Origin of the sequence: Staphylococcus sp. ACRSN (genome assembly GCF_022346615.1) — a bacterium.
Classification (GTDB): domain Bacteria; phylum Bacillota; class Bacilli; order Staphylococcales; family Staphylococcaceae; genus Staphylococcus.
In genome coordinates this window covers 228119-246421 of sequence record NZ_JAKRNS010000002.1, presented here as the reverse complement: position 1 = coordinate 246421, position 18303 = coordinate 228119, and the positions used below count along the sequence as shown (strand labels likewise).

The 18303-nt window shown below is 32.3% G+C and carries 18 protein-coding genes and 1 riboswitch; of the genes, 7 read left to right on the top strand and 11 right to left on the bottom strand.

Going from position 1 to position 18303, the window contains the following annotated elements; genetic code table 11:
- Positions 1-41: 41 nt before the first annotated feature.
- Together MHZ36_RS02870 and MHZ36_RS02865 are read left to right on the top strand one after the other, a co-directional pair.
- A complete protein-coding gene (locus MHZ36_RS02870) occupies positions 42-1484 on the top strand; it encodes a PTS transporter subunit EIIC (RefSeq protein WP_239229502.1) in 1443 nt (480 codons plus the stop codon).
- A complete protein-coding gene (locus MHZ36_RS02865; protein WP_239229501.1) occupies positions 1484-2359 on the top strand; it encodes a MurR/RpiR family transcriptional regulator in 876 nt (291 codons plus the stop codon). The genes MHZ36_RS02870 and MHZ36_RS02865 overlap by 1 nt, the downstream gene beginning before the upstream one ends.
- Before the next feature lie 103 nt (positions 2360-2462).
- Here the strand turns inward: MHZ36_RS02865 and MHZ36_RS02860 are convergent, their stop codons facing one another.
- Together MHZ36_RS02860 and MHZ36_RS02855 are read right to left on the bottom strand one after the other, a co-directional pair.
- Entirely contained in the window at positions 2463-3896 is a 1434-nt protein-coding gene (locus tag MHZ36_RS02860; RefSeq protein WP_239229500.1) for an alkaline phosphatase, read from the bottom strand.
- A gap of 391 nt (positions 3897-4287) precedes the next feature.
- Positions 4288-5676, bottom strand: coding sequence for an amino acid permease (locus tag MHZ36_RS02855; RefSeq protein ID WP_239229499.1), 1389 nt, complete (start codon positions 5674-5676; stop codon positions 4288-4290).
- Between the two features lie 312 nt (positions 5677-5988).
- Between MHZ36_RS02855 and MHZ36_RS02850 the strand changes: the two genes are divergently transcribed.
- The 3 genes from MHZ36_RS02850 (at position 5989) to MHZ36_RS02840 (ending at position 7433) form a co-directional block, all read left to right on the top strand.
- Positions 5989-6807, top strand: coding sequence for a formate/nitrite transporter family protein (locus MHZ36_RS02850; RefSeq protein WP_239229498.1), 819 nt, complete (start codon positions 5989-5991; stop codon positions 6805-6807).
- Positions 6808-6891: 84 nt separating this feature from the next.
- A complete protein-coding gene (locus MHZ36_RS02845) occupies positions 6892-7248 on the top strand; it encodes a hypothetical protein (protein ID WP_239229497.1) in 357 nt (118 codons plus the stop codon).
- A complete protein-coding gene (locus MHZ36_RS02840) occupies positions 7248-7433 on the top strand; it encodes a hypothetical protein (RefSeq protein WP_239229495.1) in 186 nt (61 codons plus the stop codon). The genes MHZ36_RS02845 and MHZ36_RS02840 overlap by 1 nt, the downstream gene beginning before the upstream one ends.
- Positions 7434-7478: 45 nt before the next feature.
- Here MHZ36_RS02840 and MHZ36_RS02835 read toward each other — a convergent pair whose 3' ends face one another.
- The 3 genes from MHZ36_RS02835 to MHZ36_RS02825 form a co-directional block, all read right to left on the bottom strand.
- Positions 7479-7670 (bottom strand): hypothetical protein, encoded by a 192-nt coding sequence (locus MHZ36_RS02835; protein ID WP_239229494.1) that lies wholly within the window; start codon positions 7668-7670, stop codon positions 7479-7481.
- Position 7671: 1 nt separating this feature from the next.
- The gene (locus MHZ36_RS02830; protein ID WP_239229493.1) at positions 7672-8319 is read right to left on the bottom strand and encodes an HAD family hydrolase; all 648 of its coding nucleotides are present in this window, start codon (positions 8317-8319) and stop codon (positions 7672-7674) included.
- Positions 8320-8517: 198 nt separating this feature from the next.
- The gene (locus tag MHZ36_RS02825) at positions 8518-9432 is read right to left on the bottom strand and encodes a bile acid:sodium symporter family protein (RefSeq protein ID WP_239229492.1); all 915 of its coding nucleotides are present in this window, start codon (positions 9430-9432) and stop codon (positions 8518-8520) included.
- Positions 9433-9700: 268 nt separating this feature from the next.
- On the opposite strand from MHZ36_RS02825, the gene MHZ36_RS02820 reads away from it, so the two are divergent.
- Positions 9701-10231, top strand: a complete 531-nt coding sequence (locus MHZ36_RS02820; protein ID WP_239229491.1) for a hypothetical protein — start codon at positions 9701-9703, stop codon at positions 10229-10231.
- A 203-nt stretch (positions 10232-10434) separates the two neighbouring features.
- On the opposite strand, the gene MHZ36_RS02815 is transcribed toward MHZ36_RS02820, so the two are convergent.
- Positions 10435-12015 (bottom strand): alpha-glucoside-specific PTS transporter subunit IIBC, encoded by a 1581-nt coding sequence (locus MHZ36_RS02815; RefSeq protein ID WP_239229490.1) that lies wholly within the window; start codon positions 12013-12015, stop codon positions 10435-10437.
- A gap of 197 nt (positions 12016-12212) precedes the next feature.
- Between MHZ36_RS02815 and MHZ36_RS02810 the strand changes: the two genes are divergently transcribed.
- Complete coding sequence (locus tag MHZ36_RS02810; protein WP_239229642.1) at positions 12213-12980, top strand: MurR/RpiR family transcriptional regulator; 768 nt, start codon at positions 12213-12215, stop codon at positions 12978-12980.
- A gap of 168 nt (positions 12981-13148) precedes the next feature.
- On the opposite strand, the gene MHZ36_RS02805 is transcribed toward MHZ36_RS02810, so the two are convergent.
- The 5 genes from MHZ36_RS02805 to MHZ36_RS02785 all read right to left on the bottom strand — a co-directional run bounded on the left by MHZ36_RS02805 (position 13149) and on the right by MHZ36_RS02785 (position 18297).
- The gene (locus tag MHZ36_RS02805) at positions 13149-13655 is read right to left on the bottom strand and encodes an SRPBCC family protein (RefSeq protein WP_239229489.1); all 507 of its coding nucleotides are present in this window, start codon (positions 13653-13655) and stop codon (positions 13149-13151) included.
- Positions 13656-13876: 221 nt separating this feature from the next.
- Positions 13877-15181, bottom strand: a complete 1305-nt coding sequence (locus MHZ36_RS02800) for a Na+/H+ antiporter NhaC family protein (RefSeq protein ID WP_239229488.1) — start codon at positions 15179-15181, stop codon at positions 13877-13879.
- A 104-nt stretch (positions 15182-15285) separates the two neighbouring features.
- Positions 15286-15384: riboswitch (SAM riboswitch) on the bottom strand.
- A gap of 144 nt (positions 15385-15528) precedes the next feature.
- A complete protein-coding gene (locus MHZ36_RS02795; protein WP_239229487.1) occupies positions 15529-16140 on the bottom strand; it encodes a flavin reductase family protein in 612 nt (203 codons plus the stop codon).
- Between the two features lie 68 nt (positions 16141-16208).
- The gene (locus MHZ36_RS02790) at positions 16209-17090 is read right to left on the bottom strand and encodes an SDR family oxidoreductase (RefSeq protein WP_239229485.1); all 882 of its coding nucleotides are present in this window, start codon (positions 17088-17090) and stop codon (positions 16209-16211) included.
- 85 nt (positions 17091-17175) lie between these two features.
- Positions 17176-18297 carry an amidohydrolase gene (locus MHZ36_RS02785; RefSeq protein ID WP_239229484.1) on the bottom strand — a complete coding sequence of 374 codons (1122 nt, stop codon included), beginning with the start codon at positions 18295-18297 and terminating at the stop codon, positions 17176-17178.
- Positions 18298-18303: the final 6 nt, after the last annotated feature.

Here is an 18303-nt window from a genome sequence, read left to right as displayed (position 1 = left end):
AAACGATGATTTAATCAAGATGTATACAAGGAGGTCTTTATATGAAAAAAGAACAAAAATTAGCACAACAAATTACTGAAGCTGTTGGATCAATGGATAATATAGAAAGTATAATCCATTGTATGACACGCGTACGTATTAAAGTTATAGACGAAGAAAAAGTGGATTATGCTAAATTAAAAGCAATTGAAGGTGTTATGGGCGTCGTAAAAGATGAACGTGTTCAAGTTGTAGTTGGTCCTGGCACTGTAAATAAAGTTGCTGATTATATGGTACAAAGTAGTGGCGTAAAACTAGGTGAAACCATACCACATGACACCTCAAATTATAAACAAGTCGCAAAAGAAAAAGCAGTTCAAAATAAATCCAACTATAAATCAAAGCAAAAAAACGGTAAATTCAACAAAATACTTAAGACAATTGCTAATATTTTCATCCCATTAATTCCAGCATTTATAGGAGCTGGTTTAATTGGTGGTATAGCTGCTGTTTTAAGTAATTTACTTGCTGGTGGACAAATATCAGGCGCATGGTTAACACAGCTTGTAACTGTATTCAATGTAATCAAAGATGGTATGTTGGCTTACTTGGCTATTTTTACTGGAATTAATGCCGCAAAGGAATTTGGTGCAACACCTGGACTTGGTGGTGTTATAGGTGGTACTACCCTTTTAACAGGGCTCACTGATAAAAATATGATTACGAATATATTTACTGGTGAACCTCTGCAAGCTGGTCAAGGTGGTATCATAGGCGTTATATTAGCTGTTTGGTTATTAAGTATAGTTGAAAAAAGACTGCACAAAATTGTTCCAAATGCGATTGATATTATCGTTACACCTACAATTACATTATTTATTATTGGATTATTAACTATTTTCATCTTTATGCCATTAGCAGGATTTGTTTCAGATGGTTTAGTTCACATTATAAATGGCATCATTGATATAGGAGGCGTATTTAGTGGATTTATTATTGGCGCTTTCTTCCTACCTTTGGTAATGTTAGGTTTACATCATATATTTACCCCAATTCATATTGAAATGATAAATCAAACGGGTGCAACTTACCTATTACCTATCGCCGCTATGGCAGGTGCCGGACAAGTAGGCGCTGCTTTAGCATTATGGGTAAGATGTCGTAAAAATACAACGCTAAGAAATACACTTAAAGGTGCACTTCCCGTTGGTTTCTTAGGTATCGGTGAACCATTGATATACGGTGTCACATTACCTCTTGGCAAACCATTCTTTACAGCATGTATCGGTGGTGGTATCGGTGGTGCAGTCATCGGTGGTATAGGCCATATTGGTGCTACTGCTATAGGACCTAGTGGCATTTCATTATTACCTTTAATTTCAGATCATATGTATTTAGGTTATATAGGAGGACTGCTCTCAGCTTATGCAGGTGGTTTTATTTTCACCTACTTATTTGGTACAACAAAAGCTATGAGAGAAACTGATAGTTTAGGTGATTTATAATGACAAATTTACTTTATAAAATTGATAAGCAATACGACACTTATACAAAAAGCGAGAAAAAAATAGCTGATTTTATTCTGAATACACCTCATAAAATAATAGATATGTCAGTACAAGACCTGGCATTAGCAATCAATACAAGCACCGCTTCTATTGTTAGGTTTAGTAAAAAAGTAACTAACAAGGGGTTTCAAGAATTAAAAATTGCGCTCTCTCGTTATTTACCAGAAGACACAACTAATAACACACATTTAGAAATTGTCGCAAACGAGTCTGTTGATATCTTGAAATCAAAAATGCTTTCACGTGCAACTGATACAATGAATTATGTTGCATCTACAATTGATGCAACAAGTATAGACGAAATATGTGGTGTCTTAAAGCAAGCACGAAATATTTTCATTTTTGGATATGGTGCATCATTTGTTATAGCTACAGATTTGTTTCAAAAATTATCTAGAATTGGTCTTAACGTACGTTTGGTTCAAGAAACACATTTATTTATTACTACACTGGCAACACATGATCAACAGGATTGTATTATTTTTATTACTAATCAAGGTAGTCACAGTGAATTGCGATCGATGGCTAGTGTAGCAAGTGATTACAATATTCCTATCATCACCATTTCTAGTACATCTGAAAATGCTATTGCTCAAGTTTCTGATTATAAACTTATCTATGGAGCAACTGATGAAAACGAATTACGAATGGCTGCAACAACATCTTTATTTGCACAATTATTCTCCGTTGATGTATTATATTACCGCTATATCGCTTTGAACTACCAAACATCACTGGATTCAATAACGCAATCAAAAATGGCACTAAATAATTATCGAAAACATTTATCGCTTATAAAATTTAAACATTAAACAGATTATTACACATATAAATGTAAAGCACCTAATACTAGGAATTCAATTCTGGTATTAGGTGCTTTAATATTTGAATTATAAGCTTTAATTCAATTTCGTATTATTTATTAACGTCACTTTTAAAGAAATCGAAGATATTTTTTGCATTATCTGTATTATCAATATTACCTTTAAATCTATCACTACCTGGTCCAAAGCTATATGTGTTTACATCTTCTCCAGTATGTCCATTTGTTGTCCATCCTGTATGTGATTCATCGTTAATTGGTTTTTGAATTGCATCTTGAAGTTTTTGGAATTGTGTTTCGTATGCTTTATCTTCTTCATCATATTTTTTCAATGCTTTGGCTTCATCTTTAATCTTACTAATTTGTGATTTTGAAACTTCAAAGCCATAGCCTTCATTAATTACTTTTTCAGGATCTTTACCATCAGCAATTGCTTTAGTCATATATGAACCAGAATGTTTCATTTGATGGATTGCTTTAGGATTCCATACATAATCTTTACCTTTAGCGATTGTCATACCACCTGTAGAGTGATCTGCAGTAGCTACAACTAATGTATCAGAATGTTGTTTGGCATAATTCATCGCGTAGTCAAAAGATTTTTCAAAGCCACCCATTTCGGACATAACGCCTGTAACATCATTTGGATGACCAGATTTATCGATTGAAGCCCCTTCTACCATTAAGAAAAAGCCTTTATTATTTGTTTCTAATTTTTTGATTGCACTATCTTCCATCTCTACAAGTTTGGGATTTTTTTCAGGCGCATCAATTTGCAATGGCATATCATTGTCTGCGAATAGACCCAATACTTGTTTATTTGTTGAGTTTTGTAAATCTGTTTTATTATCTACTACGTCATATCCATCCTTTTTAAATTTATCTGCTAAATTACCATTTTTATCGCCAAAATATTCTGCACCACCACCTAATAACACATCAACTTTATGTTTACCATTGATTTTATCATTATAGAATTGTTGCGCAATTTCATCTTTTTTATCGCGATCATCAACATGTGCGGCATAAGCTGCAGGTGTAGCATCCGTTAATTCTGCTGTTGAAACAAGACCTGTTGATTTACCATTCTCTTTTGCTTGCTCTAAAACAGTTTTAACTTTTTGTTTATTTGAATCTACGCCTATCGCACCATTAAAAGTTTTATGACCTGAACTAAATGCCGTTGCACCAGCTGCTGAATCAGTAACATTTTCTTTCGGGTCATCAGGATTCGTACGTTGTGTTCCAGTAAGGTAGTTATCAAATGCTGTTTTATCCATTTCTTTTGTTTCTGGGTTATCTGCAAAGTATCTATAAGCACTGTTATATGAAGGCCCCATACCATCACCTACTAAGAAAATGACATTCTTAGGATTTTTTGTATTTCCCATATAAGATACATCTGCTGATTTGTCTGATGCTTTCCCATTACTTGAAGCGAATGATGTATGTGTATTCCCTAGGACAGATCCAATAACAATTGCACTTGTCATTGATACTGTTGCTAACTTATTATAGAATTTCATAATTAATAACTCCTTTAATATGTAATTTGAAGCTTGTAATATAAGTGTAAGCAAAGATTATTGAGTTATTGTTTTTACGATGTAAAATTTATGTAAATAAAACACATTATATATAACTTTTATTAATACTTATACGTTATTTTATGTCTTTGATATTAAACATTTGTTTTAACATATTGGAATTATACGAACTGTAAAAAACTAGAATGAAATTTGAATTACAGAGTCAAAGACTTCATTAGTTCATTTCACTATAGCTGAAAATAAAAACAGGCTGAAACATAATTCATGCTCCAACCTGTTTGTTTATTACTTATTCAATTGATGAGACCAAAGCTTCTATAGTTAAAAATCAATAAGCTCTGATTATTTTTTAATAAGTCTGATAATTTTATATTTGCTCTTTGTCGCTTAATTTATGATAACCTTTTATAAAATAGAATGCAGTCATAAGTAATAAGAAAACAATACCAATAACAACTGAAACAACTGTTTCTTTATTAAATAACATACCGATTAGAACAATAATAAAGAATGCCATTGTTACATAGTTTGTAACTGCGCCTCCTGGCATTTTAAAAGGATGCCCTTCAAGTTCTTCAGGATGTTTTTTTCTAAATCTTAAATGACTGATTAGAATCATAAACCATGGCACCATACCTGGTAATATCGACGCACTATAAACATAAACAAAAATACTGTCTGCTCCCTTTATAAATAAAGGTAAAATAACATTTAATAACGCACCGATTAAGATACCGACAGCAATTGCTATGACTGTCCAGAAAGGCACACCATTTTTCATTACTTTTGTAAAGAATTTTGGTAACATTCCTTTTTGTGACAAGTTTAATGTCATACGACTCGCACTGAAGATACCTGAGTTACAACCTGACATTGCTGCAGTTAATACAACAAAATTGATTAAACCAGCTGCAAACGTAATACCCACTTTTGCGAAAGTAGCTACGAATGGGCTTCCTATATTTCCTAACTCATTCCATGGATAAACAGTAACGATTACGAAGATAGCACCAATATAGAAAATTAAAATACGCCAAATAACACCGTTCACAGCACTTTTAATGTTCTTTTGAGGATCTTTCGTTTCACCTGCAGTAATACCAATTAATTCCACACCTTGATATGAGCCAATAACAATTGATAATGCAAAGAAGAATCCAACCCAACCATTTGGCATAAAGCCACCATGTGACCATAAATTAGATAATCCAATTGCTTCTCCGCCATTTCCAATACCAAAGAAAATTAATCCAAATCCTGCTACAATCATTAAAATAATCGTTACAACTTTAATCATAGCAAACCAAAATTCAAATTCACCAAAAGCTTTCACTGAAACTAAGTTTGCACCCATCAATAAAGCTACAACAATGATACCTGGAATCCATTGTGGTAAATGTGGGAACCAAAAATTCATATATTCACCGACAGCAATAACTTCACTCATACCGACGACTACCCATTGAAATATGTTACTCCATGCAGTTAAATAACCTGCTACCGGATGTATGTAATCACTTGCAAAATTGGCAAAAGAACCAGAAGTAGGATGTAAATATACCATCTCTCCCATTGCTCTCATTACTAAAAATAAAAATATACCTGCTATTAAATAAGCAAATATAACAGAAGGTCCAGTCCACTTAATAGTACTTGTAGCACCCATAAACAGACCTACACCAATTGTACCGCCAAGCGCAATCATCCGCATTTGACGCGCGCCTAATCCCCTCTGCAGTTCATTATTGTCATTCATCATTCAAACCCCATCTCTCTCAAATATAAGTATAATTAATCACTTATCATGTCGCTATTATACTATAAATTGGCAAAATTAAAATACCAAAGTAAAAATATGTAAGCCCTTACATTTCCGTTTTTTATTGTACGCGATTTTACTACATATTGTAAAGAAGAATTTTAAACCAACATACCTTAAAAAATTCCACATCAATTATATAGCAATACAATGCCCCTAAATAGAAAAATATTTATTGTGAATTATTTCACAAAAACAGTGCTGTCATAGTATACTAACTTTAAATATAATGAAAGTGAGGACATGATATTGAACGAAAAAAATGTGCGATGGGATAAAGTTTTTTACGGAAGAGTTTGGGTCAATCACGTAGTTGAAACGATTAAGACAAAAGATGTTTTGCAAAGTTTCTATTTGAAGCGTTATTTACTACGTGCTATTATGGCTGGATTTATCTTAGGTACAATTATTGTTTTTGTGTTATCGCTTAAAGCTAATTTTGGAATTGATATGTCTCCCAGCATTTCAAATTTAATTGCATCGATTGCATTTAGTTTTGCTCTTGTATTAATTTTATTCACCAATTCTGAATTATTAACTAGCAACTTTATGTATTTTACAGTCGGCTTATACTACCGTGTAATTGCACCAACACGCGTTTTGAAAATTTTCACTTTGTGTTTTATTGGTAATACCTTAGGTGGATTACTTTTATTTTTAATGATGAAAGCTTCTGATGTTATGACACCAGATATGATGATACATCTCAACACAATCATTGAGCACAAAACATTAACCGCTAGTTGGCTCGCCATGTTAATTAAAGGCATATTCGCGAATTTTTTTATTAATATTTCGCTAGTAATTGCCATGCAAATCGATGATATTTTAGCAAAAATGTTTGTAATGATGTTTGGTGTATCAATTTTTGCATTTATGGGTTATGAACATGTAGTTTATAATTCGGTATTATTTGCAGCAGGCTGGGTTTATCAAAGTTCAATTATTGAAATCATTCCCGTTGTCATCAACTTAATAAGTGCAGCAATTGGTAATTACATCGGTGGTGGACTCATTATCGGACTATTCTATGCTTACTTGAATGATCATCAACAATTTGTAAAATAAAATAACCTTAATAGTCTTAAGTTCTTCATCTATATTATTTTATGCTATAATTTTTATAAGATTTTATTATAAAAGGAGCACGTTATGACTTCAAATACTATTAAACGCACACTCATTAGTGCAGCAGTTTTCGGTGTTCTATTCTTTCTATTAAACTATTTTAGTGGTACACATCATTCAATCACTTCAATGGTTTTCAAGTCACTGTTGTCTGCACTCGTATTTGGAATACTATATCTAGTACTTTTTTCAATCGTAAACTCTCCAGAACGAAAATATAAATTTGGTATCACCATACCTATTGCATTATTAATAACAATTATCGTGAGTGCAATATTTTCAGCCCTAAAGGTTGGTATTGTTGTAGGACTAATCTTAGGTGTAGTTGCAGGTTATATATGGGAGTATATTGAAAAGAAGAATGGGAGCAGTGATAAATAGTGAGTCTTATTTTAGGTATCATAATAATGATATTGTTGATTGTTAGTCTAATTCCGAATTTAAAAGCTGTAAAAAGCACGAAATCTAAAGGTGAAAAAAACCCACGTTTCGCAATTATGGTTGGAATCGATTCTATATTGTTAGTATTAGTTATCGTTACACTTATTTTCCAATTTTCCAAATAAAAAAAGCTGTTCGCTACTTTCAAATGAAATTAGCGAACAGCTTTTTTAAAATTTATCTTGCAACACTAAAAAATACAATACTGTAGCACCTATTAAATAGAGTAATGTTGCTACAATAAACGAACGTAAGTGAATGGCAAAAGGAATCTGACGATTAAATATTGGACCTAAAATCAAATTACCTATTGCTAATACGATAGGACCACCTAAAAAAAATAAGATTAAATAACCATTCATATTAACGACGCTCATTACTTTCAAATAATTTAGTTATCATTTCACTTGCAGTAATATCACGAGCAATATAATTCACTGTTTCAAATGGTTGTTCTTCAGTCATCTTATTTGTATTAACAATGACATCAAGTCCAGCTTGAACCGCTGCAGTAGCGCCATTTACTGAATCTTCTATTGCTAAACAATTTACAGGGTTATAATTTAATTGTTGAACCGCTGTTAAATATAATTCTGGGTTTGGTTTAACTGCTTCTACATCTTCTCTACCGACGATAACATCCATATATTCGCCTAGTCCTAATCGTTGGAACGTCGGTGTAATATCTTTTCTATAACTACTCGTAGCAATTGCCATGGGTATGTGTCGTTGCTTACAATATTTCATGATCTTTTCGATTTCTTCGTTGATCGGCAAGTCTACACTGGTTGCATTATGCTCTTGATAAATTGCCGCTTTATTTTCTGTTCCTAGTTGTCTCTCTAAATATTCATGTAATTCTGTTGCAGCACCACCAATAGATTGACGATAATAATCTACTGATATCCCCTCTAAACCATTATTTAATAAATGCTTATTTATAATTTGAAATAAATGTTGTTCAGTATCTATAATCGTTCCATCAAAATCAAATATTACTGCCCTATACATATATATACCTCCCAAAATATTTTTTAAAAATACTACATTAATATTGATAGTTATCTTATCATATTTTATTATAAATCACGTGTATATCGACAACCAATCATATCATTAGTAAGTTATTATTTTTTAAATAATTTAAAGTAATGCAAGTAAAAAAACCTATTAACCAATTAGAAAACTGGTTAATAGGTTTAAATATTTTTATCTTTTATGCCAATATTTGGCTAATATCGGTCCTGTGATATTGTGTACTAAACTAAATACAGCACCTGGTACCGCAGCTAACGGACTAAAATGTACTGTTGCTAATGAAACGGCTAAACCAGAGTTTTGCATACCCACTTCAATTGAAACTGCCTTCTTATCCGAACGATCTAATTTAAACACTTTTGCCAACGTATAACCTAATGTATAACCAACTACATTATGTAGAATGACTACTGCAAAAATTAAAAGACCTGTTTGTAGTATTTGTGCCTTACTTCCACCTACCACAGAAGCTAAGATCAAAGATATTGCAACGACTGATACAATGGGTAAAGCTGTAGACGTTTTAGCAGCAAGATTTTTAAATAATTTTTGTAAAATAAAGCCAATAATTATTGGAATTAATATTACTTGTATCACTGACCAAAACATACTCATAAATGATACTTGCAACCATTGGTGTGCAAATAAATAAATTAACGCCGGGGTCATGATAGGAGCAAGTATCGTTGAAACACTTGTAATGGCAACTGATAATGCAACATTCGCATTAGCTAAGTAACTCATCACATTACTTGATGTACCACCTGGACAACAGCCGACTAATATGACACCAATCGCTACTTCAGCTGGTAAATGAAATAATTTAGCGATTAAAAATGCTGTTGTAGGCATGATTGTAAATTGTAAAATAACTCCTATAATGACTGACCTTGGTTGTTGAAATACGATTTTAAAATCTTTTGGATCTATAGTTAAACCCATACCGAGCATGACAATACCAAGTAAGTATGGGACAAAGCCACTAAGTGTAGCAAGTTGATTTGGGAATATAAACCCAATAATTGCAGCAACCAACATCCATAATAAGAATGTATTTGTCGCAAATCTGCTCACTCTTGATAACATGTTAAACACTTCCTCTATGTATTAATAAAGAAAAATGTACCATACTTTTATAGTCTAAACAATGGAATTTTCAAAATATTCTAATATTTGTAAATGGCGTTTAACACCTTTGTAATCAACTTTAATTTAACTTAGTTCTTAAGACCTAGTGATTATGAGAAAAAAGAGTGGTACAATTTAATAGAAATTAAAACTGGTAAAAATTAAAGTACAATTGAATATTATATATTGTATTCAAGTTCATTTTATATAGATGTGGAGGTATTATATGTTTTTAGATAAAACAGAAACATTTGTGTTGAATATTGGTGGACTTAATAAACGTAAGACACGTAAAAATTTAGCCAAAGTGTGTAAGCAAATCAATTTTTGTAATTCGTTTAAATTTTCAATTTTCAGAGATAAGCATTTATTTGGTTTAAAGATTAATTTACCAAAACAGCAATTGCCTTATGTCATTAGCTTTTTAAGTTTCCATAAATTTGATATTTATCAAATTTTAGAAGCATCCGTCTCAGAGCAATTAATTGATTCAGAGCGTCTTTTATTAGCTTCGAAGCGTTTTGTCTTAACTATAGATGGATTACGCGATGCATTTATTAAAGATAAAATTATCGACATTATCAATTTAATTAATAATACCGAAGATATCTCATACACGTTTAATAAGAATAAAGTGAATGTTAATTGTTCTGCTGCTGTATTTTCAAGATTAATTAATGAAATTGCAACGCATAATATTGATATTTTGTGTGCCATAGCGCAGCAACGTGTTGTACATAAAGCACGTATTTCTTAACACCTTATTTTGGGTGAAACGGATCACATATATTATTGTCCTCCTCTCTATAAAGTGATAGAGAGGCCTTTTTATATCTTTTAGTATTCGTTGTTCTAGCTCACCATTTTTTCATATAAAATACCCTAAAATGATTAAAACTCATTTTAGGGTTATTATTATGTTTTATTTATTTTTCACTTTACTATTTCAGTAACGATTAATTAATCATTCACAATGTTTTCAAAAGCTTCTCTCACTTGTGGTACTGACATACCAACAACAACTTGTACATTTTTTCCACTTTTTACTAATCCATGTGCCATTTGATCATGTGTGAAATAGTCACTTTCTTCAACTTTATTGATATCATCTACTGTTAATCTTAGACGAGTCGTACAATTAGTAACATCTTTGATGTTTTCTTTCCCACCTAAACCTTCTAGATAATATAAAGCTTTTTCTTCATATTCATTTCCTGCTACTTGTTGTGATGCTTCACTTCCATTTTTATTCTTATAGTCTTTTTTATTATATAATTTAATATCCTCTGCTTCCTTCTTACGCCCTGGAAGAGGTATATCAAATTTTAAAATTAAAAATCTGAACAATACAAAATAGATTCCTGTAAAAGCAAAACCAATTATAATTTGTATGACGTAAGTTAACCAGTGATTTTGAGCAAGTGGTATCCAGTTTGTTGCAAAGAAATCTATCAAACCGCCACCAAAGTTACCTACTAAACCAAAACCATACATCAATGTATCCATTGTCGCAGATAATATAGCATGTAAGACAAATAGATATGGTGCTATAAATAAAAATGTGAATTCTAATGGTTCTGTTATACCTACTACTACTGCAGTTAATGTTGCTGGTATCAGTAGTGCAGCAATTTTCTTTTTATTTTCTTTCGGTGTAGTAGAATACATTGCAAGGGCAATACCTATCGCTCCGAATACTTTCCCATTACCTTGTAGCATAAAACCATAAGGGAATTGTTCTTTTAAAGGTTTCGTACTTCTCGCAAAATCATTAACATGCTCAAACCACTCTGCCTTTAAACCATGATTTACTACTACCGGACCTACTTCAATCGGAGCATAAATGAAGTGATGTAAGCCTGTTGGTATTAGTACTCTTTCTAAGAAATGATAAAGCCAAACACCAATATATCCAGAACCAACGATAAACCCTTGTAACGATGATATGCCCCCTTGAACAGTTGGCCAAACAATACAAGTAACCAAAGCAACTGGTAACATAACAAAAAATGAAATTGTTACTACAAATGTCAATCCTTGGAATACCCCCAACATCTCTGGTAACTTCTTACTATAGTATCTATTATGTATCCACGTAATAATACTGGATATAACTATACCACCAAGAATATTCGTATCTAATGTTTCAATTCCAGCAATTGCTTTAAGCCCTGTAACATTCTCAACACCCTTTTCTAAATTAGCACCAAAAGTATGTGGCCATTGCGTTAAAATAGCATTGATAAAAGTATTAAACATTAAATAGCCCATCAGTGCTGCAAGCGCCGCATGACCTGGTGCTTTTTTAGCTAAAGAAAGTGGTAATCCAACCACGAAAACGACTTCCATATGATTGAAAATAGTCCATCCACCAGCTTCAATAACTGACCATATTTTAAACCAAGTCGTACCATCCTCAGCAATACTTCCCATAATGGATGGATTTTTAAATAATGTAGCAAATCCTAAAACAATACCAAAAAATGCAAACATCAAAACTGGTACAATCATGGCACTACCAAATCGCTTGATTGTATTCATGAACATCCCTCCTGTCGTCAAAACAAAATATACTGAATCTTTTATTTTGACTTACTCACCTTTAATATTATCGCTTTCTTATATCATATAGTAACCGCTTACATACAAACAATAGTTTGACGTTAAAGCGAATAATTTTATATAATCAGATTATATTTTCATAGCTTGAAAATATTTTCAATAATTGAGGTGATATTATTTTTCTAGATGACCGTGTAAATACTAACTTTAGTAAACTGAATGACAACGACCTACATATCGCACAATATATTAATACCCATATCGAAGTATGTAAGACCATGAAAATTCAAGAACTCGCTCAAGCAACACATACTTCGAATGCAACAATCCATAGATTTGCTAGAAAATTAGGTTTCGATGGCTTTAGTGATTTTAAATCTTATTTAAAATTTGAAAGCGAGCAAACCCACGCGCTTACTACGGATTCAATCGAAAACTTCAAACAAGAAATAACTAATACATTTAATTATTTAGATCGTATTGATTTTAAACTTGTTACTAATAAAATCAACCAATCTGAAACCATATATTTATATGGAACTGGATTGGCACAAATGAATGTCGCTCAAGAAGCGCAACGTATATTATTAACAATTCATAAGAATATTATCGTTTTACATGATCCACATGAATTTAAAATGATATTAAATAAGGTTACTGGCAAAGACTTATTTTTCATCATTTCATTGTCTGGTGAATCGACTCAATTAGAAGACATAACCAATCTTTTACAATTACGTAATAACTACTTTATTTCTATAACTAATTTAAAGGATAATACTCTAGCTCAAAAAGCAAATTACAATATCTATGTATCTAGCAACACGTTCTTTTTAAAAGATGGTACCGACTATTCAAGTTTTATTAGTTATCATATTTTTTTCGAAACACTATTACGCAAATATAATGAACGTATTGAACTTGGAGAATTAACACATAACTAATATCAATTTTAATGTTTATTTTGTTTCGCTATCAAATTTTCATTCGATATAACAATAAAAAAAGAGAGCGAATTGAAATTTTACAAATTCAATTCGCTCTCTTTATTATTAGATATTTCTGTCATTGTTATTTTATAAATTAAAAATAAAAGTATTATTTCCTACACTTTACAATTCTGCTTCAAAATCCTCTAAGGCGCTTTGTAATCTATCAAACAACATCTCAAAGCCATGTGCAGTAGAATCATGATACTCTTTTTTCTTTTGTTTGTATTCTAAAGTTGTATATCTTCTTTCTCTAGGCACAACAGCATTGTACGTAAATACCATTTGTGTAATTCCCGGTTCTCTTTCGAATATTTCAATTTCAATTGTATCTTCAGATTCACTCAATTCAGGCATGCCTATTGTCATTACGATATATTCGTAAGGTGTTAATGTAATAAAATTACCTTGTACTACATTTTCTTTACCTTTTCTTACATCTACAATTTTATATACACCATTTTGTTTCGCATCAACTTGAATTATTTTATTTGTTCGTTCTGAAGTCATAAACCATTGCTTTAAAAAGCGTTGATCTGTCCATGCTTGATACAATAATTCAGGATCAACTTTAAATAATCGTTCAAGTTGTATCTCAACATTTTCATTTTCGATATTATACCTAGCCACGATTGCTCACCTACTTTCACTCTTAAGTATAGTTTAACTCATTCTAAGTAAGTTCTAAACAATAATCCTATTTATTCTAATAAGTTGTAAAAATTGCGTTATAAAAGTTTATTATTACATTCATATACTTGAATTTTTAGATTTATAGTTAATCTATTTTTAATCATATCAATTCATTTCTATTTGCTTATTATACACCATTTTAAAATTAATAAATTCTTTTAAGCACTTGTTTTCTTTTGATCCAATCTAGGTAATCTAAGGAATATTGCAAACAAACCACAAATTCCAAGTAATATTGGATAAATTGCATATGGAACAAGTTCGAATGGTGATATTGAAGCAACACCAGCTGCAGCAATTACTTGTGGACTATACGGTAATATACCTTGAAAACAACTAGCAAAGATATCTAATATACTTGCTGATTTCCTAGGATCAACGTCATATTCATCTGCAATATCTTTGGCAAGTGGACCAGCCATTAAAATTGAAATTGTATTATTAGCTGTAGCTATATCAGCGGCACTTACAAGACCTGCAATCCCAAGTTCTGCACCACGTTTAGATTTTACCTTACTACGCACAAAATTCAATAACCAAGTAATACCACCATTATGCTGTATCAATGCTACTAAACCACCAATTAGCAATGCGATAATTGCGATATCTTCCATACCAACAATCCCTTTAGAAATTGAAGACAATAAACCTTTCCAATCAAACGAATGATCAGCTAAACCAATAATGGCTGACAGCAAAGTACCACCAATTAAAACAACAATCACATTTACTCCTATTAAAGCTAAAATCAATACTAATAAATATGGTATGACTTTGATAATATCATAGTCATAATTCTTTGTAGTATCTATATGTGCTCCATTTGTTAAAAACCATAAGGCAATAATGGTTAAAATTGCACCTGGTAAAACAATTTTTATATTCACCTTAAATTTATCATTCATCTTAGTTTTTTGTGTTCGAACTGCAGCAATGGTTGTATCAGAAATCATTGATAAATTATCACCGAACATCGCTCCACCTACAACTGTCGCCATCGTAATCGCAGCTGAAACATCGGTAGCCTGACTAAGTCCAAAACCGACTGGTGCTATGGCTGCTACTGTACCCACAGAAGTTCCCATAGAAACAGATACGAACATACAAATTATAAATAACCCAACAATTATTAAATTCTCTGGAATAATTGATAACCCTAAATTAACAGTTGATTTAACGCCACCCATATCTTCAGTAGTCTTTGAAAATGCACCCGCTAATAAAAAGATAAGCATCATCAATACAATGTTAGAATGACCTGCACCTTTCGTGAATATATCTACTTTTTGATTAAATGATTCTTTTCTATTTAATAAAAGTCCAACAATTGATGCAACAATAATAGCTACATTTAAAGGCATAGTTGTAAAATCACCTGTCGCTATTCCTACACCTAAAAACATGCCTACAAAAACGATTAAAGGGATCAATGCCCACGCATTTCCCTTATATTGTTCTTTCATATCCAACCTTCTTTCTATTTAAATCGTTAACAGCACTAAAATTTAACATACTAAAAAATACAAACGCTTTTCTCAAATTTTTGAAGAAAAGCGTTTGTATCCGCTCATTATCTTCTAGCAATCAATGCTACTGGAATTGGCACACGCTTTGTCATGTTGCCGAAGCATCTTAGGGCCAGTCCCTCCACTTCTCTCGATAAGTATTATTTATTTTTACACTTCAAGAGACATCGAACATAATGTCAAATACTGGTAAATATTAATATTTAATCCATGCTTTGTCAAACTTATTCATTTGTTTTATGCCACCGACAATAAATGAATAGTATATTCATCTTATTTACTTATTACTTTGTGGGACGCTCTATAATAAATGATTCACCCAGTTTTGCATAGTTATTTCCTGCCAGTCGACTCACTGCTTTCAAGTTATTAGCATCTACTTTATGTGGTTCAATATATACATTATCATCTATATGAAACATAACAACTTCTCCGATAATTAAATCCGAACCTTCATCTACATCACCTAATGCAATTATTCTATCTAATTTACATTCTAATCGTATTTTAGCTTGCTCAATTCCAGGGACTGATACTAAATCAGAGTCAATAATAGTCAGTTCTGTTCTTTCTAATTCATTTATATTTCTATCAATTGGGGCTGCTGTACGATTGATTTGTTCAACTGTTACTTCATCGGTAATATGCACTACAAATTCTTCTGTCGCTTCTATATTTAATGACGTATCCTTTCTTTTACCATCAGAACGTGTTGTCGAAATCATTATCATTGGTGGCTCACTGTTAACTACATTAAAAAAGCTAAATGGTGCTGCATTTAACGTGCCATTCGTATCTTGCGAGGTGATAAATGCGATTGGTCTAGGAATCACACTACCACTCAATAATTTATAATTTTGCTGTTTGGTTAACTTTGATGCTTCAAATTTCTTCATATTTTATCCCTCAATTTTCAAAAATAAAAGTTAGAAAATCCTACTATCAGATTTTCTAACTTTGACTTTTAATCTATTTGCGTACCACCTGTCACGCCGTATACTTGACCAGTTGTATAACTTGATTCTTCTGCTGCTAAATGCACATAAACACCTGCTAATTCAACAGGTTGTCCCGCACGTTCTAACACTGACTTTTGACCAAATGTCGGTATCTTGGACTGTGGTTGCCCGCCTGAAATCTGTAATGGTGACCAAAATGGTCCTGGTGCGACACAGTTCACACGTATTCCATGTGTTCCTAATTCTTCTGATAGACTCTTCGTTAATGATATAATCGCTGCTTTAGTTGCAGCATAATCATGTAAGATAGGGCTTGGATTATATCCTTGTACTGATGACGTTAATGTCACAGTAGCTCCAGCTTCTAAATAATCCACTGCTTTTTGCACAGTCCAAAAAATAGGATAAACATTTGTTTCAAATGTTTCAGTAAAGGAAGCAGTATCAAATCCTTTTATATCTTCATGATACTGTTGGTGTCCTGCAACTAAAGTGATATTATCGAGTCCACCAAGTTCGTTATATGCCTGTTCAACTAAATCAAAATTAAATTGTTCATTACGTATATCACCTGGAATCAAAACAGCCTTTCGTCCTGCTTTTTCAATCACCTGGCGTACTTCTTGTGCATCTGCTTCTTCCTCTGGCAGATAGTTAATAGCAACATCCGCACCTTCTTTTGCATAAGCAATAGCAGCTGCACGACCAATTGCCGAATCTCCACCTGTCACTAACATTTTATAATCTTTTAATCTTCCATAACCATTATATGACGTTTCACCACAATCCGGTTTAGGATCTAACCTTTGTTGTAATCCTGGAACTGGTTGTTCTTGTTTAGGAAAATCTTTATTTGAAAATTTTGTTCTTGGATCTTGAGATGACATAAGTAACACTCCTTACAACTTTTACTTATTTATTCAATACCCAATCCATTTCTACTTTAATACAAAATAAGCGCAATTTATATTATTACTCATTTAATAACCGCTTCACAAATGTAACAAAATAATCTGGAACTTTTTCTAAAATACGTTCATCTGGATTATACTTTGGATGATGTAGATCATATTCACTATTAGAACCTATAAATACAAATACACTTGGATACTGTTGCGAAAATCCTGAAAAATCTTCACCAATGGTTAAGGGTTCATCCATGATACTAACGTTATAACCTACTTCCCTCGCAACATCAATGGCATCATTTGTTAATTTTTCATCATTAACTACAGCACCAGGTAAACGGTGATATATAGTTTCTATTTCAACATCAAATGCTTTTGCCAGTCCCTCTCCAATCTCTACTAACCTTTGTTCAATGTAATTACGTTTTTCTTCATTAAAACTTCTAACTGTCCCTTGAACATATGCTTCATCTGCGATTACATTCCAAGTATTACCGCTCGATACTTCACCAATTGTTACAACAGCATTATCAAATGCTGATAAATTTCTACTAACTATAGACTGAATACTATTAATTAATTGACCGAGTACAATAACAGGGTCATTACCTTGTTCAGGTTTAGCAGCATGTGCGCCGGTCCCTTTTATTTTATATTCAAAACGGTCTACCGAAGAAGTAATCACACCTGGCTTCACTGCAAATTCACCAATGTCTAAAGTTGGATAATTGTGATAACCAAGCACTGCTTTTGCACCATCAATAGCTTTTGTATCCGTAATATAAAACGCTCCATAACCTAATTCTTCAGCAGGCTGGAAGATAAAACGAACGCGCCCATTCAACTCCGATTCAACCTCTTTTAATCGAATGGCAACGGCTAAAATACTTGCCATATGTATATCATGACCACATGCATGCATCACGCCATCGTTAGTAGATGAAAATTCATTTTCTACTTGTTCGTTAATCGGTAAAGCATCAATATCTGTTCGGACTGCTACAAACGTCTCGCCTTGTCCTATTTCCGCAACTAATCCTGTTTCTAAGGGTAAGTCTAAAATTGTAATATCATATGATTCTAAAATGCGGCGTAATCTCTTTGTTGTTTCATACTCATATTCCGATAATTCGGGATACTGATGAAATGTTCGTCTCCAATTAATATAATCTTCATATTGTGGCATAATATG